Origin of the sequence: Mycobacterium sp. URHD0025, assembly GCF_000426065.1 — a bacterium.
Taxonomy (GTDB): Bacteria; Actinomycetota; Actinomycetes; order Mycobacteriales; family Mycobacteriaceae; genus Mycobacterium.
The window spans coordinates 299383-319359 of sequence record NZ_AUEQ01000011.1; the positions used below are offsets into that span (position 1 = coordinate 299383).

The following is a 19977-nucleotide window of genomic DNA, read 5'->3' on the forward strand; positions in this document are numbered from 1 at the left end:
CTTTGATCCGGTGCGGGATTGGGTTTGCCGGCCGAGATGTGCGGCGCTGGGCGGCGGCCGGTGGCCGGGCAGCGTTCTTGTACGCGCCCCCCGGCCTTCGAAACACCAGGTGGCACCGGAACAGCGGTCAGTGGTGCAGTTCGCGCAGAACCTTGTAGAAGGCACTCTTGGCCTCGAAGCCGATGCCGGGGATCTCGGTGAGACCGACCTGGCTGTCGGAGACCACGGCGTCGTCGGCGAACCCGCCGGTGGGCTGGAACTCACCGGGATAAGACTCGTTGCCGCCGAGCTTGAGGGCCGCAGCGATGTGAAGCGAGAACTGGTGTCCGCCATGCGGAATGCAGCGCCGCGACGACCAGCCGTGCTCCTTCAACATCTCCTGCACCCGCAGGTATTCGGTGAGGCCGTAACTCAGCGCCGGGTCGACCTGGATGTAGTCCCGGTCCGGGCGCATGCCGCCGTAACGGATCAGGTTGCGGGCATCCTGGACCGAGAACAGGTTCTCGCCGGTGGCGATCGGGCCCCGGTAGTTCTCCGAGAGGATGGCGTTGAGCCGGTAGTCGAGCGGGTCGCCGACCTCCTCGTACCAGAACAGGCCGTAGGGCTCGATGGCCCGTCCGTAGTCCAGGGCGGTCTGCAGATCGAAGCGACCGTTGACGTCGACCGCCAGACGGGACCCGTCTCCGTCGAGCACCTCCAGAACCGCCTCGATGCGCTTCAGATCGTCGGCGAGATCGGTGCCACCGATCTTCATCTTGACCACGGAGTAGCCCATGTCGAGGAACCGGCGCATCTCGTCCTGCAGGTCGGACAAGGTCTTGCCGGGGGCGTAGTAACCACCGGCGGCGTAGACGAACACGGAGTCGTCTGGCTGACCGTCGCCGTAGTGGTCGGACAGGTAGCGGTACAGCGGCTGACCGGCGATCTTGGCGGCGAGGTCGAACAGCGCCATGTCGAGGACGCCGATCGCGACGGAGCGTTCGCCGTGGCCACCGGGCTTCTCGTTGTTCATCATGATCGGCCAGGCCAGCGTGGGGTCCAGGTTGCCGGATGGGTCGAGCAGGCTCTCCGGATCGGCGTCCAGCAGGCGTGGGATGGCTCGCCGCCGCAGGATCTCCCCGGCGCTGTAGCGGCCGTTGGAGTTGAAGCCGTAACCGATGACGGGCTCGCCGTCGCGCATCACGTCGCTGACGATCGCCACGATCGAGCAGTCCATCGAACTGAAGTCGATCCAGGCGTTGCGGATCGACGAACTGATCGGGACGACGCCCTCGTGCACGGACAGGATCTTCATGATCAACCTTCCTTGTATCTTATAAGATGTGAGATGTAACTGATGAGTGGCGATGTTAGACTCACTGTGACCGCCAGCACAAGGGGCAATGTGGGGCCCTGGTCACAGCACAGGCACCGATGAGATGGGGGCGCACATGACATCACCGCAGGTCACCAACGTCTTCTCCAGCAAGAGCGACGTGGCGTACGCCGAGCTGCGGCGGCTGATCCTCAGTGGCGGCTTACCTGCGGGCTCGCGGCTCTCCCAGTACGAGCTGGCCGAGCAGATGCGGATGAGCATCACACCGCTCCGGGAGGCGATCCGCCGGCTGAGCGGTGAAGGCCTCATCGAACTCGACAATCACCGAGACGCCCGGGTGTCATCCATCGGCGCCGACGAAGCCCGGCAGTTGTTCGAAGTACGGCTGGCCCTGGAGCCCGCGGCGGTCGCGCTGGCCGCTGAGCGCCGCACCGACGACGACATCGCCGCCATGCGGACTGCACTGGCGGATCTGGTCCCGGTGACTCGCGAATGGGGCGAAGACGGGTTGTGCGCCCACAGCGCCTTTCACCGCGCCCTCTATGTCGCTGCGCACAACGGCGTGATGATCAAGACCCTTGATGACCTGTGGGCCAAGTCCGACCGCTACCGCCGTCTCGGACTGATGCTGCCTGCGGGAGACGAGCCCCGCATGATCGATTTCAATCAGCACCACCAGATGCTTGAACTCGTCGTCGACCGCGATGCGTCCGGTGCCCATGCACTGGCGCGCCTGCACATCGAAAACAGCTTGACCGCCTCCGCGATCGAGGCCTTGGAGGGACAGTTCCCCACTCCCGAAATCGCCTAGACAGCAGCCATTTCAACGCGCCCCACTTTGTGCGGCTAGGTCGGCAACAGGCCCGCCTCGCGGTAGCCGGCGATCAATGCGTCGTAGACCGAGACGTCAGAATGACTGCGGGCGATGAGTTGTGCGCCGGCAATCGCGGCGTAGATGGCGCGGGCACGCGACTCACTCGTGCTGGAGTCGACGACTCCCGCTTTCTGCAGAGTGGCTGCCAACCAGGCGACGTTCACTTCGGCGAACCTGCGCACTTCCGTGCGCACCAGTTCCGGTAGCTCGTCGTATTCCGCGGCCATGAAGCTGCACATGCACATCCGGTTGTCTGCGATCAGTGCCGCGCGGAACACCTCGGGATAGCGTGCCAGCGCTTCCAACGGATCCGAGGCCTGTGACGCGAGCGCTGCGAGGCCGGCCTCGGCGTCCTCCCAGTACCTGCGCGCCAGCGCCGCACCGAGTTCAGCCTTACTGGGAAAGTAGTGGTAGACGCTCGCCGGCTTGATGCCCACGTCTGCCGCCAGATCGCGAAAGCTCAGGCCGCCATAGCCTCGCGCCTGAGCGACGCTGCGGCCCGACGCCAAGATCCTGTCCCGCGTGGTGACCTCGACCGCATTCAACGCCAACCTCCTTTACGCACGTCAGACAGCCTACCAAGCGGCAGGTAGACACGCATCGCCGTAGCGGCTACTCTCCCTACCATGTGGCAGGTAGGTACTCCTTCCGGCAGCTCCCACCAGCGCACGCACCCACCAAGAAGGACTTCCATGGCCACTGCTCCCGCAGGCTCTGCCCAAGATTTCGGCCCGTTGCACTACGCGGACGCGACCACGATGGCTGCACTGATAGCGAGCCGGCAGGTGTCGTCCCGCGAGGTCGTACAGGCCCACCTCGACCGCATCTCCGACGTCAACCCAGCGATCAACGCAATCGTGACGCTGTTGGCCGATGACGCCCTACGCGCCGCCGACGCCGCGGACGCTGCCGTGCGTGCCGATGCTCAGCTCGGTCCGTTGCACGGCGTTCCGTTCACCGTGAAGGACTGCCTGGACACCGCGGGTGTACTCACCCAGAACGGCTCCAAGATCTTCGCGGGCAACATACCGGCGCGGGACGCGACAGCCGTGGCACGAATCAAAGCCGCCGGTGGCATTCTGCTCGCCAAAACCAATCTCCCCGAATTCTCGTCAGCCACTGAAACCGACAATCTGGTCACCGGCCGCACCAACAATCCCTGGAACTTGGATCGCACCCCCGGGGGATCGTCCGGCGGAGACTCAGCGGCAATCGCGGCCGGTATGTCCCCGCTGGGTATCGGCAGCGATGTGGCAATCTCTGTCAGGGGCCCTGCCGCGTTCACCGGGATCGCGGGGCTGAAGGCCACCCACGGTCGCATCCCATTCACGGGCCACTTCGCACCGATGACGTCGGCCTGGTGGCACGTCGGCCCGATGGCGCGCACCGTTGGCGACGTAGCGCTGGCCTATTCGATACTCAGCGGGCCCGACGGTCTTGATGGATACGCAGTCCACCCCAGGCACTTTGATGCAGGCGCCACGCGAATTCCCGGGCGGGCCCTGCGCGTGGGCTGGGTCTCCGACGAGGCCTTCGGGCCTGTCGATCCCGAGATCACAGCGGTAGTTGCGGACGCGGCCGCGCGGCTCGCTGAGCTCGGGTGCCACGTTGAGCAACTCGGCGTTCCATTTCTCAAGGAGGCGGATGCGCCGACCGCTCTGACGACGTTCATCTACGGCGAATTGGTCTCGTACATCAAGTCTTTGGCCACCGACCGAGAGGGCGATCTCTCCGCATCCGGCTCCGCGCTGATGGCGGTACCAATCCCGACACTGGACCACATCCGTCACGCGAGGCGGGCCAAAGACACGCTGCGATCAGCGTTCAGCGGTTACTTCAGTGACTATGACGTTCTGCTGTGCCCGGTCAACCCCGTGACAGCGCTGCCGCACGGGGCAGACGAGTTCGTCGTCGACGGCGTCACCGTCCCGTGGACTCATGTCATGGCCGCGACATCTCCCTTCAACCTCACCGGGCTTCCCGCACTCTCAGTCCCTTACGGCATGAGCTCAGAGAACCTGCCGATCAACATCCAACTCGTGGCGTCCTGGTTCGACGAGTCCACCCTCTTGCGGCTCGGAGCAACACTCGAACGCAGCGGCGGCCTGGGCTCACACCGTCCGCCGATCGCGAATTCGCCTGTAAATACTATCGATTCGCAAATTCTGAGATAGCGCCGTGCACGATCGATCCATCGTGACCAGTCCGTTCCGAGTCCCCAGCCAGGGATCGGGAATCGCTGGATAATCCTTCCCTTCCCGGCCCGAGCCGCCGTCCACAACCTCGATGCTGTGGGACCTCACCGGTCCCGAACAACCAAGGAGCGCGAACCAATGAAGAGCACCGGCAATACAATTCTGATCACCGGCGGCACCTCGGGTATCGGGCTGGGCCTCGCCCTACGGCTGCACGAAGCAGGCAATTCGGTGATCGTCGCCGGCCGCCGCGAGAACCTCCTCGACGAGATCACTGCCGCGCACCCCGGAATCGACGCGCTCGTCCTGGACGTCGAAGACCCCGACTCGATCGCCCGCGCCCGGGAAACCCTGACGGTCAGCCAGCCCGACCTCAACGTGTTGATCAACAACGCGGGAATCATGCTGCAGGAGAGCGTCCTAGACCCAGCCGGACTGAAGACCGCCGAGAAACACGTGATGATCAACCTGCTCGGCACGATCCGGATGACGTACGCCTTCCTGCCTCAGCTCGTGAGCAAAGCGGACGCCGTGGTGATGAACGTAACGTCCTCGCTCGCGTTCGTGCCCTTTCCCATCACACCCACCTACAGCGCCACCAAAGCCGCTCTGCACTCCTTCTCCCAGAGCTTGCGCATCCAACTCGCGCACACTGGCGTTCAAGTCATCGAAGTCATCCCGCCGAACGTGCGCACCACGCTCCTCGGTCAGCAGGACGACGACCAGGCGATGCCGCTGGACGAATTCCTCAGCGAGACCCTCGAGCTACTCGCCGAGAATCCAGACGCCAAGGAACTGGTCGTCGAGCGAGCCCGCTTCCTACGCAACGCAGAAGCCAACGGCTCCTACGAGGACGTCCTGGCCATGCTCAGCGACTTCTGACCGCCACAGCGACCGGTGACGGATAGTCCGGCACTTCGCCATCCCCAGCTCGCACAACACTGACCTAAAACGAAGACCAGAAAACGGGCGCACCGTATCTCACGAACTTGGCGGGTCCGCCATCACTCCGCCGTCTGTCGTGAGATTCCGCCACGTTTCCGTGAGAACTTACACTGCTGCTTGCCGACCTACCGCGCCATATTCGTGAACCGCGAGAAGTGAAGCTGGTGTGCCACTGTGATATTCGCCGTCGGGCCGTTGCGGTGCTTGCCCAAGATGATGTCGGCTTCACCGCCTCGTGGGTCTTCGCGATCGATCGCATCTGGGCGGTGAAGCAGCAGAACCATATCGGCATCCTGTTCCAGCGAGCCGGATTCACGAAGGTCCGAGACCTGCGGACGCTTGTCGGTGCGCTGCTCGGGACCACGGTTCAGCTGGCTGATCGCGATCACCGGCACTTCAAGTTCTTTGGCCATCAGTTTCAGGCTTCGGGAGAAGTCCGAGACTTCCTGCTGACGCGACTCGTACTTCTTGCCCGAACTCATCAGCTGCATATAGTCGACCACCACCAGCTTCAGATCCGCCTTCTGGGCCAGCCGCCGGCCTTTGGCACGGATCTCCATCATGGTCAGGTTCGGTGAGTCGTCGATGTAGAGCGGAGCCTCGCTGATCTCGCTCATCCTGCGGGCCAACTTGGTCCAGTCGTCATCGCTCATCCGGCCTGAACGCATGTCAGCCAGTTTGATCTTCGCCTCAGCCGACAACAGACGCATGACGATCTCGGACTTGCTCATTTCCAGCGAGAAGATCACGCTGGCCATCCGGTGCTTGATCGAGCACGACCGCATGAAATCGAGCCCCAGCGTTGACTTCCCGACGCCAGGTCGGGCCGCGATGATGATCATCTGCCCGGGGTGTAGGCCATTGGTGATCTCGTCGAATTCGGTGAACCCGGTAGGCACACCACGGGAGATACCGCCCTGTGAGGCGATCGCGTCGATCTCGTCCATGGTGGGCTGCAGCAGGTCTTCGAGCGCGACGAAGTCCTCCGAGGCGCGACGTTCGGTGACGTCGTAGATCTCGGCCTGCGCGCGGTCGACCACATCGCTGACGTCGGCGCCGTCGGCCCCGGCATAGCCGTACTGCACCACCCGGGTGCCCGCCTCCACCAACCGACGCAGCATCGCCTTGTCGGCGACGATGGCGGCATAGAAACCGGCGTTGGCCGCCGTGGGCACAGTGGAGATCAGGGTGTGTAGATACGGCGCGCCGCCGATGCGGCGCAGCAGCCCGCGGCGATCGAGCTCGGAGGCCACGGTGACGGCATCGGCGGGCTCACCGCGTCCGTACAGATCGAGGATCGCGTCATAGACGTTCTGGTGGGCCGGACGGTAGAAGTCGCCGGGACGCAGCCGCTCCAGTACGTCGGCGATCGCATCCTTGCTCAACAGCATGCCGCCGAGGACGGCCTGCTCGGCCGCCATGTCCTGCGGCGGCTGCCGGCCGAAGTCCTCCCCAGGCGGAGGGCCATCCATATCCGAATCCGGATGCCCCAGGTCGTCCACCACCGCCACGGACTCCCCACCCCCTTCCGAAACCCATCTCACGACGGGCTCGAACGTTTATTCGAATCGGTACTGCAACTGTAGAACAGAACTCCGACAAGCTTCGTGACGGCGCTGCGACGCATCACGGTAGACGTTGCTGGCGCTGTCCGAAACCACCCCTGTTGATCAACCTGTGGATGGCATGTGGATAGGTCTCGGTCGCAGTGTTGACCCTCTGGGGAGAACCTGTGGATCAACCGCGAACAGTTTCTCATTACCCCAGGTCAGGGTGCCATAGAGGGTGTCAGTGATTGTGTATGGGAAGTTCTTCGGCGTGTCGTGCCGGGTTGCCGTCCCGGGCGTGTTGTGTTGCGTACGGGAACCGTGCCGGTTAACACCCGGTGTGCTTCGCTGTCCAGAGTTTCGCGCAACGCGTTCGCCAGACATACAGCAAACGCCCGGGTGGAAACCTTCGCAGGTTCCCACCCGGGCGATTGAATGCCGGCGGATCTACTCCGCTACGGGATCACTCGGCGACCGGATTTACTCGGCGACGACGTTGAGCGACACCTTGGCTTCCACCCCGGTGTGCAGCCGGACGACGATCGGATGCGTGCCGACCGACTTGATGTGCGCCTTGGGCAGCTGCACCGTGCGCTTGTCCAAGTTGGGCCCGCCGGCCTTCTTGATCACGGACACGACGTCGGCAGCGGTGACCGAGCCGAACAGCTTGCCGGTGTCGCCGGCGGTGTGAACCGGCAGCGACACCTCGCCCAGGTTCTCCAGGGCGGTCTTGAGCTCGTTGGCGTGCTCGACGCCGCGGATCTCCTTGGTCTCGCGGGCGCGACGGATCTCGTCGGCCTGGCGCTCGGCGCCACGGGTGGCCACGATGGCCAGCCCGCGCGGCAACAGGTAGTTACGGCCGTAGCCGTCCTTGACCTCGACGACATCGCCTGCGACGCCCAGGTGCTCCACCTCAGCGGTGAGAATCAGCTTCATTGGTCTGCCCCCTACCGCGTCGACGAACCGAAGGGCAGCAGAGCCACCTCGCGGGCGTTCTTCACGGCGATGGCGACATCGCGCTGGTGCTGGACGCAGTTGCCGGTCACCCGACGGGCACGGATCTTGCCGCGCTCGCTGATGTAGGTGCGCAGCAGCGCAGTGTCCTTGTAGTCGATGATCTGCCCCTTACCCTTCTTGGAGCAGAACACGCACTTGCGAGTCTTGACCGGCTTTTCCGGTGCCGGCCGTCGCTTTGTGGACTTGGCCATTGGTTATCTCTTCCTTGCAAAAATTTTCGTTGTTGATCAGAACGGCGGCTCGTCGTCGGCCCCGCTGAAGGAGCCGGACGCCGGCGCACTGCCCCACGGATCGTCTTTGGGCTCGGCCTGGCGCGGAGCGCCACCGCCGGCACCGCCGCCACCGCCGAAACCGCCGCCCCCACCGCCACTACGGCTGGCCTTGTTGACCTTGGCCGTGGCGTAGCGGAGGGACGGACCGATCTCGTCGACCTCGACCTCGACAACGGTGCGCTTCTCGCCCTCACGGGTTTCGAAGGAACGCTGCTTGAGCCGACCGGTGACGATCACCCGCGAACCCCGCGTGAGGCTCTCTGCCACATTTTCGGCAGCCTCACGCCAGATGTTGCACCGCAAGAACAGCGCCTCGCCGTCCTTCCACTCGTTGGTCTGCCGGTCGAACATTCGCGGCGTAGAAGCAACGGTGAAGTTGGCGACAGCTGCGCCTGACGGAGTGAAACGCAGTTCCGGGTCAGCGGTCAGGTTTCCGACAACTGTGATGGTGGTGTCACCAGCCACGAGATCCTCCTGGGATAGGCATGTCCGTTTGCGCGAAGCCTACGTAGCCCCGCCGACGACTGACAGCCTTTAGTGCTTGTCCGTCCGCATCACCTTGGTCCGCAGCACCGACTCGTTCAGGTTGAGCTGACGGTCGAGCTCGGACACGGTGGCCGGTTCGGCCTTGACGTCGACGATGGCGTAGATGCCCTCGGCGTGCTTGGCGATCTCGTAGGCCAGGCGCCTGCGGCCCCAGATGTCAACCTTGTCGACGGTCCCGCCATCCTTGCGGACGACGTTCAGGAACGCCTCTAATGACGGAGCTACGGTGCGCTCGTCAAGTGTGGGGTCGAGAATGACCATGATTTCGTATGGACGCATTAGAACCTCATCACCTCCTCTGGTCGTGTACGGCCACGGTGGATTCCGTGGCAGGAGGGTCGCCTGCGTCGGCAACCGGCCCAGGCTACCCGAAGGCGCGCTGATCTGCGAAATCCGTATAAGGTGAGCTCCTTGGTTCTGGAGTCGAGGGGGATGCGTGAACTATCCGTACGGGCCTTACGGGCAAGGCTTCCCGGGACAGCCCGGTCAGCCGCAGCAGCCCGGCCATCCCCAACAACCCGACTACCCCCAGCAGGCCGGCTATCCGCAGCAGCCCGGTTATCCGCAGCAGGCTGGCTACCCGCAGCAACCAGGCTTTCCCCCGCCGGGATACCCCCAGCAGGGCGGCTTCCAGCAGCCCTATGGGTATCCGCCCGCTGAACCCAGTGGCACCACAGGAACCATCGCCGCCGTACTTGCTGCCCTGGGCGGTGTGGCAGGCCTGGTCGGCGGCGCGTTCGGGGCCATCGGCCTCGCCGCATTGAGCGGCATGAGCAGTACAGACGTCTCCGGCGGGGTGTACGCCCTGCTGGTCGTCGTGATCCTCTTCAACTTCGTCTTCGGGCTGACGATCGCCACCGGAGCCGTCATGTTGTTCCAACGGAAGATGCTCGGCCGCTGGCTGGTTGTCGGGGCATCCGCGCTGGCGATCCTGAGCAGCCTGATCAGCTTCGGCGTGGGTGCCGCAGCGGCGTCGGCCTACGGTTCCTACTCCACTGGCGGCGGAGGCGGCTTTCTCCAGCTGCTCGGTCTCGTCTTCCCCATCGCCACGATCGTCCTGGCCCTGCTGCCGTCGACCACCGCGTGGATCAATGCGAAACCGAGTCCTGTTGCGCCCCAGTTCTTTCCGCCCATGCCGCAGCAGTATCCGCCGTATCAGGGCTGAGCGGGGAGCACACCGAGCTTCTTGACTGTGGCCTTCGAGGGGGACGCGTGAACCATCCGTTGGTCCAGAATCCAGTTGTGCGCCAGTTCTACCCGCCCTATCCAGGCTGATCTGCGAAGGTCTTTGTGCGGACCCCGCCAATCATCCAGGATCGGAGCAGCAGTGACCTCTCCCCACGGACCCCGAGGCGCGAAGTTTCCCGACGAGCCGAGTGATCCGGAGCGAGGTGACCAAGAGCCCGAACCAGCCGCCTCGCCCAGTGCGGTCACGGTGATCATCACGGCCGTCCTGGCGGGGCTCGGTGGCCTGCTGACGCTCGGCAACGGCATTCTCGGGCTGACCGGACTTGCCGCACTCGCCGGTGACGCGGGCTTGCGAACGCTGGCCCTCAGGGCCGCCGGGGCGCTCACGTTGACGGTCCTCGCGACTCTGCTGAGCGTAGTCTGCGGAGTCCTTCTCCTGGCCGGCACTGTGGCGCTGTTGCGGCGCAAGATGATTGGCCGCCGGCTCATCGTCAGCGGCTGCGTGTTGCTCATCCTGGGCAGCCTGATCAGTCTCGGGCTGACCTTGGCCACGACGGCCGGCTACGGGACGCCAGGAACCAACGGGCCGGCAATCTTGAGCCTCATACTGCCCATCGCCACGCTCGTGTTGGTCCTGCTGCCGTCGACCGCCACGTGGATTCGAGCGGCCCTCCCGAGGCCATGACCTCAGCGCCGCAGGACCGTCGACTTCTACTCAGGGGTTGAGCGAGAACGGAATTCGCCGCCCCCACGTCGAAAACGGTGCGCGCGCGGACTCAGCCGCTAGGTTTGTCGGCCGACTCCAACTCCGGCTCCATCTGGGGCTCTGGCTCCGGCTTGGGCTCGACCCCGACACGATCCGCCGACGGCCGCAACCAGTCAGGCAACCACCGCGGCGGGCTGTCGGGAGCCCGGTCGAACACTCCACCGGTGGGGTCGTCGATGCGGCCGCCGTGACGGACCAGATCGAGCTCCGGACGATAGATTTGACGAACCACCAACGCACACAGCACGATCACCGCGAGGTCGCGGAGCAACACAGTGGTGGTGAACCATTGCTCGGGCAGGCCCTTGTTGGCCTCGCCGTACAGGTAGAGCATGCGCGGCACCCACACGAGGGCGTCGATCGTCATCCACGCCAACAGAATTCGCCGATGCGGCAGGGCCAGCACGGCCAGCGGCACCAGCCACAGTGAAAACTGCGGGCTCCACACTTTGTTGGTCAGCAGGAAGGCGGCCACCACGAGGAAAGCCAGTTGCGCCACCCGAGGCCGCTGTGGTGCGGTCAATGCGACGTAGCCGATCGCGATACAGCACGCCGCGAACAAGACCGCGGTGACCGTGTTGAGCACCGTCGGCGGCTGCCAGAACCCGAGGTCCGGATCGAAGCCGCGCCACCCGGTGAACGACTTCACCACGTTGTACAGCGAATCCATATCGTCACCGCGACGGGTGTTGAGCCGGAAGAACTCTGACCAGCCCCGCGGGAAGAGCAACATGATCGGCAGGTTGACCGCCAGCCAGACCAGCACGGCCGCAACCGCCGTCTTGCCGACCTCACGCAGTCGCCCGGTGCGCAGCCCGAGCAGCACCAGCGGAACGAACAGCAACAGCGGATACAGCTTGGCGGCCACGCCGATTCCGATCAACGCCCCGGCCCACACCGGTTTTCGACGAGCCCAGGCGAGCATCGCGCCGGCGGCGGAGGCGGTGGCCAGCGCGTCGAAGTTGGTGAACACCTGGAAGATCACGATCGGCGAACCCGCCACCAGCGCGGCATCCCACACCCGCCGCCCGGCCATCCGTGCGGTGGCCCAGATCGTGGCCAACCAGGCCAGCGCCAGACCGAACGCCGAGATGTTGAAGAACATCACCACTTCGGCGACGAGCGGGACCGACACCAGCTTGGTCACCGCGGTGTAGGTCTTGGCCAGCGACATCGACACGTACTGGTAAAGCCCGGTGAGCACCGGGTACTCCATGTAGCGGATCGCCGGGCTGCCGTCGTACTGCATGCGGGGCTTGCCGGTCGCGTCGTTCTCGACCCAACTGGATTTGTAGGGAAACTTGCCGAGGTTCAACAACTCTGCGGTGTAGAGCGGAACCGTGTCGGAGTAACACAGTTCGTAATAGGCCCGGTTGTTCTCCCAGTTGGCCACGCGCTCGCCCGCGGTGCCCTTGCCGGTGGTCTGCAGACAGGCGGCTTTGGTCGTGTACCCCAACGCCAGGAACACCACGGCGATGATGAACATCACCCGCAGTGGCGTCATGAACCGCGCCCTGCCGATCAGCGCATGCCGGCCGACGGGTCCGCCGACAGTCTGAGACAGCGCCTCGGCCAGCTGGTCGTTGCGGCTGGGGAGGTCGCGGTCGTCGGCACCCCGCCGGTCTTCTGCCGGCGGAGCCGGCGAGACCAGCCCAGCCGGCGATCGCTCGTCCGTCACGGAGGCGGCGGTGGCACCGGAACGCCCGGCGCGCCGGGCACAACGGGAGCTCCCGGCGGCGGTCCGATCGGCACGGTCGTCGGAGGGCCGATCGGGATCGTGATACCCGGGGCCACTTCGATGGTCGGTTGGATCACGGTCTCCGAAGGCATCACCGACACCTGCGGGCCCGTCGGCAGCGTTCCGGGCGGCGGGGCCGCCGGGGCCTGCGGCACACCCGCGTAGCCGCCGATCTCCGTCGGCTTGGGGAAGGTCTCCTTGTCGGTGCCTTCCAGCGCACCGTCCATGGTGGCCTTCCAGATGTCCGACGGTAGGCCGGATCCGTAGACCGGCCCTCCCCACGAATTCTTCAACGGTTTCACGCCTTCGGAGGTACCCACCCAGACCGCTGTCGAAAGCGAGGGCGTGTATCCGACCATCCAGGCGTCACGGTTGTCCCCGGTATCGCCGAGCTGGTTGGTGCCGGTCTTGGCGGCCGAGGCGCGTCCGCCGGCCAGGTTGTGACCTTTCGACCAGCCCGCGATCGGCTGCATGGCCGAGGTGACATTGTCGGCGACAGCCTTGTCGATGCGCTGCTCACCGTTGTCCTGGCTGGAGGCGTCGAAAAGCACCTGGCCCGAGGAGTTCACGACCTTCTGCACGAAATGCGGCTTGTGGTAAACGCCGGAGGCCGCGAGCGTGGCATACGCCGAGGCCATGTCGATCACGCGCGACTGGTACTGGCCCAGCACCACACCGTTGTTCGGCGGTCCGCCCTTGCCGTCCTCGGACAGCGTGTGCTCGAGGCCCGGGAAGCTCTCGGCCACGCCCGCATCGTGCGCGGCCTTGGCCACGTCCTCGGGTCCGTGTTCCAGCTTGAGCATCAGCCGGTAGTAGCTGGTGTTGAGCGACCGCTTGAGCGCCTCGGCGATCGAGCAGGTGCCGCACCCCTCACCCTCGACGTTGCTGATCTTGATGCCGTTGACGGTGACCGGCCCGCTGTCCACCTGGTAGCCGAGGCCGATGCCCTGCTGCAGGGCCGCGACGAGCGCGAACACCTTGAACGACGAACCCGTCGGCAGGCCGGCCTGAGCGAAGTCGAAGCCATTGGCATCCGAACCGCCGTAATAGGCCTTGACCGCGCCGTCGTGCGGATCGATGGACACCACCGCGGTCCGCATATCCGGGTCTTGGCCATCCATGGTCTTGGACACCGCGTTCTCCGCGGCTTGCTGGGCCTGCGGGTCGATCGTCGTGGTGACCTGAAGGCCCTCGGTGTTCAGCGCCTGCTCACTGATGTCGAACAGATCCAGCAGTTCCTTGGTGACCTGCCGTTCGATCAGCCCGTTCGGGCCGGTGGTCTGGAACTGCTGACGAGCCTGATCCGGCGGCACGGTCGGCGGGAAGACCTGCGCGGCGCGCTCCTCGGCCGACAACGCGCCCATGTCCACCATGCCGTCGAGCACCCAGTTCCACCGGTCGGCGGCGCCTTCGGGATCGACCGCGGGGTCCAGTGTCGAGGGCCGCTGGATCAGCGCGGCCATCAATGCGCCCTCGGCGACGTTGAGCTGTTCGACGGGCTTGTCGAAGTACGCCTTGGCGGCGGCCGCGATGCCGTACGAGCCGCGGCCGAAGTAGATCATGTTCAGATAGGCCTGCATCACAGCGTCTTTGGACCATTCGCCGGCCATCTTGGTGGAGATGACGAGCTCCTTGGCCTTACGGATCAAGCCGCCGATACCCGAGCGTTCGTCACCCACCAACGCGTTCTTGACGTACTGCTGGGTGATGGTCGATCCGCCCTGCAGATCACCGCCGACGAGGTTGTTCTTGATCGCACGCAACAGCGCGGTGAACGAGAACCCCGGATTGGAATAGAAATCACGGTCCTCTGCGGCCATCACCGCGTTGCGGACCTGCTCGGGAATCTGGTCGATCGTGACGTCGACCCGGTTGCCCTCGGGAGGCACGATGCGCGCGATCTCACTGCCGTCGCTGGCCAGGATCGTCGACACCTGATTGGTGCGGATGTCACCAGGCTGCGGGACGTCGACGATCAGGTACGCCATACCGAACGTCACGATCGGGAGCAGGATCATGGCCACCACCGCGGCTATCGACAGGCGCCGGACCAGCTTCCAGTTGATGTTGAACTGCCGGGTCGGCCCAGGCTCCGGTCCGGACGGACCCGAGGGGCCCGATCCACGACCGCCTCCCGGTGGCGGAGGCGGAGACTTGGGCGGCGACGGCTTCGGCGGCGGTGTGCCGTCCATGGCGGCCCTGACGACATCGAGCGGGGCGGGCCCGCCCTCACGCACCGGTGGCAGCACCGTGGTGAGCCGGTCGTCGGGCGGAACACCCGGACGGGGGCGTCCCGAGGGAGGGTTCTCGCGTCCCGTTGGACCGTTCTCCCGCGCCGGGGGCCGGTTCTCGCGCGCAGGCGGCCGGTTGTCGCGCGCGCCGAGGCGGTCAGCCGCATTACGGATGTCGTTGGCTGACCGGCTGTGGCGCCCTTCGCTATTCACTGGCCGTACGCGCCGACTTGCGCGTGCCTCGAGTGCCACGTGCCTTCGGCGGCCGAGGCGCGCCCAGGACATATGACTTGACCAAATGATTCCAACTGCAGGTGCGGCATACCTCAACCACATGGACTGCGAACTCGTCGTAACGAGTTGCCAACATCACCAGCTCCTCCGCGGTGCGCGCCGAGCCCGATACCGGGCCCAGATGATCACCGAAAACCCACGACACCAGCGTGAGCTGCTCTTTGCGGCAGATCGGACACATCACCGAACTCTGCTTGCCGTGAAACTTTGCCGCGCGCAGCAGATAGGGGTTGGCATCACAGACCTCCGTGACGCCGGTGCGCCCCGAATAGACCTCAGCCAGCAGGGACCGCCGCCGAAGCGCGTAATCCACCACCTGTCTCTGCAATCGCACGATGACCAGAGTACGTCGACCCCCTGGACACCGAGGCGCGACCGCGTCACACCTCCTACGATCATCGGCGTGGCAACTCGGCAGGCCTCGAATACCCGGGCCAAAGACAGCGATCGCAACGACACCTGCAAAGTGCTCGACAACGCGCTCGGCGAGGGTCAGCTGTCCATGGAAGAACACCGCCAGCGGGTGTCGGCCGCCACCAACGCCACGACCCTGGGCGATCTGGCCGCTCTGGTCGACGATCTGCAGAACGCCAATGCCCCGGTGCAGATGCCGACGCTGAGCAAGCCACGCCTGCCCCGCGTGAGCAAGCCCGGTGGCGGTTGGGGGCTCCGGCTGGCCGCTGCCGCCGTGCTGGTCGTGCTCGGCATGGGCATCGGCTGGGGCCTGTACGGAAACACCTCGTCCCCGCTCAGCTTCAACCCCGACCCGGGAGCCGTGCCCGACGGCATCGCCCCGGTGGTGCTGACCCCGCCCAAACAGCTGCAATCGCTCAACGGCGTGAACGGACTGTTCGAGCAGATGCGTCACAAATTCGGCAACACGATGGGCTACGAGCTACACATCGATCCGGACTCGGCGATGGCCTACCGACCCGATCCGCAGGACAGCCGTAAGAAGGTCTACTACCGATACACCGGCGGCTGGGGCGATCCGGGCTCGCCCGACACCCTGCGCGACGAGGACCGCCTCGTCGACCTCGCGGCATTCGACTACGAGAAGGCGCTCGGCATCTTGCGGGGCGCACCCGAAACCCTCAACACCAAACGCGAAGACGTGAAGAGCGCGTGGCTGCGCATCACACCGTCCGAGGATCCGTCAACACCGGACGCCGTCAACATCGCGGTCATCGTCAGCAGTGACTTCGGGGGCGGGAACATCGACCTGTATCCCGACGGCACCATCAAGGAGATCTACCGCAGCAGCAGGTGAGTACACCTCGCCGCCGCCCTGTCGTCGCTGTTCGGGCCGCCTTCGTCACGCCGGCGTGACGCTCGGGCCCGGCAGCTGTTCCAGTGTGACTATCGGTCAACACTTGGCACCTAATATATCGGCGCGATACAGTTTGGCGAGGTGTTGATCCGTCGTAGCGATCAATTCCATCTGATCTGTCGAAAGGGGTGATCTCGATGCTGGAGCTCGCAGTTCTCGGCCTCCTTCTCGAGTCGCCCATGCACGGCTACGAGCTGCGCAAGCGATTGACGGGTCTGTTGGGGGCGTTCAGAGCGTTCTCGTATGGCTCGCTCTACCCGGCATTACGTCGCATGCAGGCCGATGGCCTGATCGTCGAGGACGCCGCACCCTTGGGTCCGACCAAGGTGCGCCGGGCTCGACGGGTTTATCAGCTGACCGATGCCGGCAAGCAGCGATTCACCGAGTTGGTCGCCGACACGGGGCCGCAGAACTTCTCCGACGACGGTTTCGGTGTCCACCTCGCCTTCTTCAACCGCACTCCGGCCGAGGCCAGGATGCGGATCTTGGAGGGGCGGCGTCGTCAGGTGGAGGAACGCCGGGAAGGTCTGCGTGAAGCCGTGGCGCGGGCCAGTAGTTCGTTCGACCGCTACACCCGTCAGCTGCACCAACTGGGCCTGGAGTCCAGTGAACGAGAAGTCAAATGGCTCAACGAGTTGATCGCGGCCGAGCGCACGGCGCAGGGACACCCAGAAAGCCCATGAGCACAGCGCCGCAGATGGCCCCAGGCCGAGCACACAGAACGAGTAAGGAGATCGTCCATGTCTGAGCACGCAGGAGAAATCCGGGTCGCCATTGTCGGCGTCGGTAACTGCGCATCGTCCCTGGTCCAGGGCGTGCAGTACTACCACAACGCCGACGAGAACACGTCCGTGCCGGGCCTGATGCACGTGAAGTTCGGCCCGTACCACGTCCGCGACGTGAAATTCGTGGCCGCGTTCGACGTGGACGCCAAGAAGGTCGGCTTCGACCTGTCCGAGGCCATCTTCGCCTCCGAGAACAACACCATCAAGATCGCCGACGTGCCGCCGACCAACGTCACGGTGCAGCGCGGCCCGACCCTCGACGGCATCGGCAAGTACTACGCCGACACCATCGAGATCTCGGACTTCGAGCCCGTCGACGTGGTCAAGGCACTCAAGGACGCCAAGGTCGACGTGCTGGTCTCCTACCTGCCGGTGGGCTCCGAAGAGGCCGACAAGTTCTACGCCCAGTGCGCCATCGACGCCGGCGTGGCGTTCGTCAACGCGCTCCCGGTGTTCATCGCCTCCGACCCGGTCTGGGCCAAGAAGTTCGAGGATGCCGGTGTCCCGATCGTCGGCGACGACATCAAGAGCCAGGTCGGCGCGACCATCACCCACCGCGTCATGGCCAAGCTGTTCGAAGACCGCGGCGTCACGCTGGACCGCACCTACCAGCTCAACGTCGGCGGCAACATGGACTTCCTGAACATGCTGGAGCGCTCGCGCCTGGAGTCCAAGAAGGTCTCCAAGACCCAGGCCGTCACCTCCAACCTGACCGGTTCGCTGGCCGGCAAGATCGAGGACAAGAACGTCCACATCGGCCCGTCCGACCACGTCGCGTGGCTCGACGACCGCAAGTGGGCCTATGTCCGCCTGGAAGGTCGCGCCTTCGGTGACGTGCCGCTGAACCTGGAGTACAAGCTCGAGGTCTGGGACTCGCCGAACTCGGCCGGCGTCATCATCGACGCGGTGCGCGCCGCCAAGATCGCCAAGGACCGCGGCATCGGCGGCCCCATCGAGGCAGCCTCGGCGTACCTGATGAAGAGCCCGCCCAAGCAGATCGCCGACGACGTCGCGCGCATCGAGCTGGAGACCTTCATCGAGGGCTAGTTTTTCGGTTTCACTCTGCGCCCGGGGCGTGTGCTTCTCGCACACCTACGCCCTGGGCGCAGAGTCGTTTTCGGGTTAGGGTCGGGGCGTGGTGAGCGACGACGCATTGACCGATCTCGATGAATTCGGCCTCCTGCACGAGAACGCCGAGCAGATCGGTGCGAGTGGTCCGTTGCCGCCGGTCGAGCGGATCGAGCAGGGACCGATCAGCGCCCTGAAGTTCGGCACCGGCGCCCCGCGCATCGTGTTCCTGCACGGCGGCGGCCAGAACGCGCACACCTGGGACACCGTGATCCTCGGCCTCGGCGAGCCCGCCCTGGCCGTCGATCTGCCCGGCCACGGCCGCTCCGCCTGGCGCGAGGACGGGGACTACGGCCCGAAACTCAATGCGGCGAGCCTGATCCCGGTGCTCGAAAAGCACGCGCCCACTCCACGACTGGTGGTCGGCATGTCGCTGGGCGGGTTGACCGCACTGCGGATCGCGGCCACCGAGCCCCGGCTCGTGCCGGAACTCGCGCTCGTCGACGTGACCCCGTCGGCGCCCGAGCGCCACACCGAGATGACCAAGGCGCAGATGGGAACCGTCGCCCTGGTGCAGGAACAACGCACCTTCCCGACGTTTCAGGCCATGCTCGACGTGACCATCGCCGCGGCGCCGCACCGGGACCCGAAGTCGTTGCGTCGCGGCGTGTTCCACAATTCCAAACAACTCGACGACGGCACCTGGACCTGGCGCTACGACTCGTTCCGCAAGGGCGACGGGTTCGAAGGCCTGTGGGATGACGTCCCGGCGATCACCATGCCGACGACGTTGATCCGCGGCGCCAACTCGTTTTTCGTCAACGACGAGGACGCCGAGACGTTCGCGAAGAGCGCACCCGGATTTCAGCGCACCGTCGTGGTCGCCGATTCAGGACATTCGGTGCAGGGCGATCAGCCGGCCAAGCTGGTCGAGATCTTGCGCGGCCTGCTGAGCTGACCCGCTTACCCCGGCGTCAAACCTGGCCCGCGGCGCAACGGCGTGGGTAGGCTCGAAAAAGTGAGCCATCCCATACGCATCGGAGTGCAACTGCAGCCGCAGCACTCCCCCACCTACAGTCATATCCGCGACGCGGTGCGCCGCTGCGAGGACATCGGCGTCGACATCGCCTTCAACTGGGACCATTTCTTCCCCCTCTACGGGGATCCGGACGGCGCGCACTACGAGTGCTGGACCATGCTGGGCGCCTGGGCCGAGCAGACCTCGCGCATCGAGATCGGCGCGCTGGTCAGCTGCAACTCCTATCGCAATCCCGAGCTGCTGGCCGACATGGCCCGCACGGTAGACCACATCTCTGATGGCCGGCTGATCCTGGGGATCGGAAGTGGTTGGAAGGAAAAGGATTACGACGAGTACGGGTACGAGTTCGGTACCGCGGGCAGCCGCCTGGACGATCTGGCACAGGCGCTGCCCCGCATCGAGGCCCGGCTGGCCAAGCTGAACCCCGCTCCCACTCGGGAGATCCCGATCCTGATCGGTGGGCAGGGTGAACGCAAAACGCTGCGCCTGGTGGCCGAGCACGCCCACATCTGGCATGCATTCGTCGACAGCAACACCTATCCGCCCAAGGCGCAGATCCTCGCCGAACACTGCGCCACCACCGGGCGCGACCCGGCCACCGTGCAGCGCTCGGCCGGGGTCCAAGAGACCGGTGGGATCGACGCCATGCTCGCCGAGGCCGACGCGCTGGCCGATCTGGGCGTCAGCATCCTCACCGTGGGCGTCAACGGACCCGACTACGACCTGACTGCCGCCGAGGCCCTCTGCCGGTGGCGCGACGGGCGGAGCGCAAAGGTCAGCGGATGAGCTGAAACCGCTCACGTCTCCCTTTACAGCCACCCGTGAGA

The 19977-nt window shown here is 65.3% G+C and carries 20 protein-coding genes; 10 read left to right on the top strand and 10 right to left on the bottom strand.

The window, feature by feature from the left end:
* Positions 1–127: 127 nt before the first annotated feature.
* Positions 128–1294, bottom strand: a complete 1167-nt coding sequence (locus H977_RS0118395; RefSeq protein ID WP_029109232.1) for a mandelate racemase/muconate lactonizing enzyme family protein — start codon at positions 1292–1294, stop codon at positions 128–130.
* A 136-nt stretch (positions 1295–1430) separates the two neighbouring features.
* On the opposite strand from H977_RS0118395, the gene H977_RS0118400 reads away from it, so the two are divergent.
* Positions 1431–2126, top strand: a complete 696-nt coding sequence (locus H977_RS0118400; protein ID WP_029109233.1) for a GntR family transcriptional regulator — start codon at positions 1431–1433, stop codon at positions 2124–2126.
* 35 nt (positions 2127–2161) lie between these two features.
* Here H977_RS0118400 and H977_RS0118405 read toward each other — a convergent pair whose 3' ends face one another.
* Complete coding sequence (locus tag H977_RS0118405) at positions 2162–2734, bottom strand: TetR/AcrR family transcriptional regulator (protein WP_036476408.1); 573 nt, start codon at positions 2732–2734, stop codon at positions 2162–2164.
* 147 nt (positions 2735–2881) lie between these two features.
* Here H977_RS0118405 and H977_RS33450 point away from each other — a divergent pair, with 147 nt between their 5' ends.
* Positions 2882–4363, top strand: coding sequence for an amidase (locus tag H977_RS33450; protein WP_081681767.1), 1482 nt, complete (start codon positions 2882–2884; stop codon positions 4361–4363).
* A gap of 159 nt (positions 4364–4522) precedes the next feature.
* Positions 4523–5266: an SDR family oxidoreductase gene (locus H977_RS0118415; RefSeq protein WP_029109235.1), complete on the top strand. Its 744-nt coding sequence runs from the start codon at positions 4523–4525 to the stop codon at positions 5264–5266.
* A gap of 188 nt (positions 5267–5454) precedes the next feature.
* Here H977_RS0118415 and dnaB read toward each other — a convergent pair whose 3' ends face one another.
* The 5 genes from dnaB to rpsF all read right to left on the bottom strand — a co-directional run bounded on the left by dnaB (position 5455) and on the right by rpsF (position 8990).
* Positions 5455–6840, bottom strand: a complete 1386-nt coding sequence (dnaB, locus tag H977_RS0118420; RefSeq protein ID WP_029109236.1) for a replicative DNA helicase — start codon at positions 6838–6840, stop codon at positions 5455–5457.
* A 516-nt stretch (positions 6841–7356) separates the two neighbouring features.
* Positions 7357–7812, bottom strand: coding sequence for a 50S ribosomal protein L9 (rplI, locus tag H977_RS0118425; RefSeq protein WP_029109237.1), 456 nt, complete (start codon positions 7810–7812; stop codon positions 7357–7359).
* An 11-nt stretch (positions 7813–7823) separates the two neighbouring features.
* Positions 7824–8084, bottom strand: coding sequence for a 30S ribosomal protein S18 (rpsR, locus tag H977_RS0118430; protein ID WP_029109238.1), 261 nt, complete (start codon positions 8082–8084; stop codon positions 7824–7826).
* A gap of 36 nt (positions 8085–8120) precedes the next feature.
* Complete coding sequence (locus tag H977_RS0118435; RefSeq protein WP_029109239.1) at positions 8121–8630, bottom strand: single-stranded DNA-binding protein; 510 nt, start codon at positions 8628–8630, stop codon at positions 8121–8123.
* A gap of 69 nt (positions 8631–8699) precedes the next feature.
* Entirely contained in the window at positions 8700–8990 is a 291-nt protein-coding gene (rpsF, locus tag H977_RS0118440) for a 30S ribosomal protein S6 (protein ID WP_029109240.1), read from the bottom strand.
* Positions 8991–9147: 157 nt separating this feature from the next.
* Here rpsF and H977_RS36065 point away from each other — a divergent pair, with 157 nt between their 5' ends.
* The gene (locus H977_RS36065) at positions 9148–9876 is read left to right on the top strand and encodes a hypothetical protein (RefSeq protein WP_051288924.1); all 729 of its coding nucleotides are present in this window, start codon (positions 9148–9150) and stop codon (positions 9874–9876) included.
* Between the two features lie 162 nt (positions 9877–10038).
* A complete protein-coding gene (locus H977_RS33460) occupies positions 10039–10584 on the top strand; it encodes a hypothetical protein (RefSeq protein WP_155946704.1) in 546 nt (181 codons plus the stop codon).
* A 91-nt stretch (positions 10585–10675) separates the two neighbouring features.
* Here H977_RS33460 and H977_RS0118455 read toward each other — a convergent pair whose 3' ends face one another.
* The 3 genes from H977_RS0118455 to H977_RS0118465 are packed head-to-tail and all read right to left on the bottom strand — an operon-like array spanning position 10676 to position 15262.
* Positions 10676–12343 (bottom strand): glycosyltransferase family 87 protein, encoded by a 1668-nt coding sequence (locus H977_RS0118455; RefSeq protein WP_029109241.1) that lies wholly within the window; start codon positions 12341–12343, stop codon positions 10676–10678.
* Complete coding sequence (locus H977_RS0118460; protein WP_081681768.1) at positions 12340–14847, bottom strand: transglycosylase domain-containing protein; 2508 nt, start codon at positions 14845–14847, stop codon at positions 12340–12342. Before H977_RS0118460 ends, H977_RS0118455 begins: the two co-directional genes overlap by 4 nt.
* A complete protein-coding gene (locus H977_RS0118465) occupies positions 14840–15262 on the bottom strand; it encodes a DUF5318 domain-containing protein (protein ID WP_029109243.1) in 423 nt (140 codons plus the stop codon). The genes H977_RS0118460 and H977_RS0118465 overlap by 8 nt, the downstream gene beginning before the upstream one ends.
* A gap of 69 nt (positions 15263–15331) precedes the next feature.
* Here H977_RS0118465 and H977_RS0118470 point away from each other — a divergent pair, with 69 nt between their 5' ends.
* The 5 genes from H977_RS0118470 to H977_RS0118490 all read left to right on the top strand — a co-directional run bounded on the left by H977_RS0118470 (position 15332) and on the right by H977_RS0118490 (position 19936).
* Positions 15332–16198, top strand: coding sequence for a DUF1707 SHOCT-like domain-containing protein (locus H977_RS0118470; RefSeq protein WP_029109244.1), 867 nt, complete (start codon positions 15332–15334; stop codon positions 16196–16198).
* Between the two features lie 197 nt (positions 16199–16395).
* Positions 16396–16941: a PadR family transcriptional regulator gene (locus H977_RS0118475; protein WP_029109245.1), complete on the top strand. Its 546-nt coding sequence runs from the start codon at positions 16396–16398 to the stop codon at positions 16939–16941.
* Between the two features lie 57 nt (positions 16942–16998).
* Positions 16999–18090 carry an inositol-3-phosphate synthase gene (locus H977_RS0118480; protein WP_029109246.1) on the top strand — a complete coding sequence of 364 codons (1092 nt, stop codon included), beginning with the start codon at positions 16999–17001 and terminating at the stop codon, positions 18088–18090.
* 88 nt (positions 18091–18178) lie between these two features.
* Complete coding sequence (locus H977_RS0118485) at positions 18179–19069, top strand: Rv0045c family esterase (protein WP_029109247.1); 891 nt, start codon at positions 18179–18181, stop codon at positions 19067–19069.
* A 42-nt stretch (positions 19070–19111) separates the two neighbouring features.
* Positions 19112–19936 carry an LLM class F420-dependent oxidoreductase gene (locus H977_RS0118490; RefSeq protein WP_196808271.1) on the top strand — a complete coding sequence of 275 codons (825 nt, stop codon included), beginning with the start codon at positions 19112–19114 and terminating at the stop codon, positions 19934–19936.
* The last annotated feature ends 41 nt before the right edge of the window (positions 19937–19977 follow it).

Coding starts and splice junctions, on each gene's coding strand:
- H977_RS0118395 (WP_029109232.1), bottom strand. CDS start 1,294: ATGAAGATCCTGTCCGTGCACGAGGGCGTCGTCCCGATCAGTTCGTCG.
- H977_RS0118400 (WP_029109233.1), top strand. CDS start 1,431: ATGACATCACCGCAGGTCACCAACGTCTTCTCCAGCAAGAGCGACGTG.
- H977_RS33450 (WP_081681767.1), top strand. CDS start 2,882: ATGGCCACTGCTCCCGCAGGCTCTGCCCAAGATTTCGGCCCGTTGCAC.
- H977_RS0118415 (WP_029109235.1), top strand. CDS start 4,523: ATGAAGAGCACCGGCAATACAATTCTGATCACCGGCGGCACCTCGGGT.
- rplI (WP_029109237.1), bottom strand. CDS start 7,812: ATGAAGCTGATTCTCACCGCTGAGGTGGAGCACCTGGGCGTCGCAGGC.
- rpsR (WP_029109238.1), bottom strand. CDS start 8,084: ATGGCCAAGTCCACAAAGCGACGGCCGGCACCGGAAAAGCCGGTCAAG.
- rpsF (WP_029109240.1), bottom strand. CDS start 8,990: ATGCGTCCATACGAAATCATGGTCATTCTCGACCCCACACTTGACGAG.
- H977_RS0118475 (WP_029109245.1), top strand. CDS start 16,396: ATGCTGGAGCTCGCAGTTCTCGGCCTCCTTCTCGAGTCGCCCATGCAC.
- H977_RS0118480 (WP_029109246.1), top strand. CDS start 16,999: ATGTCTGAGCACGCAGGAGAAATCCGGGTCGCCATTGTCGGCGTCGGT.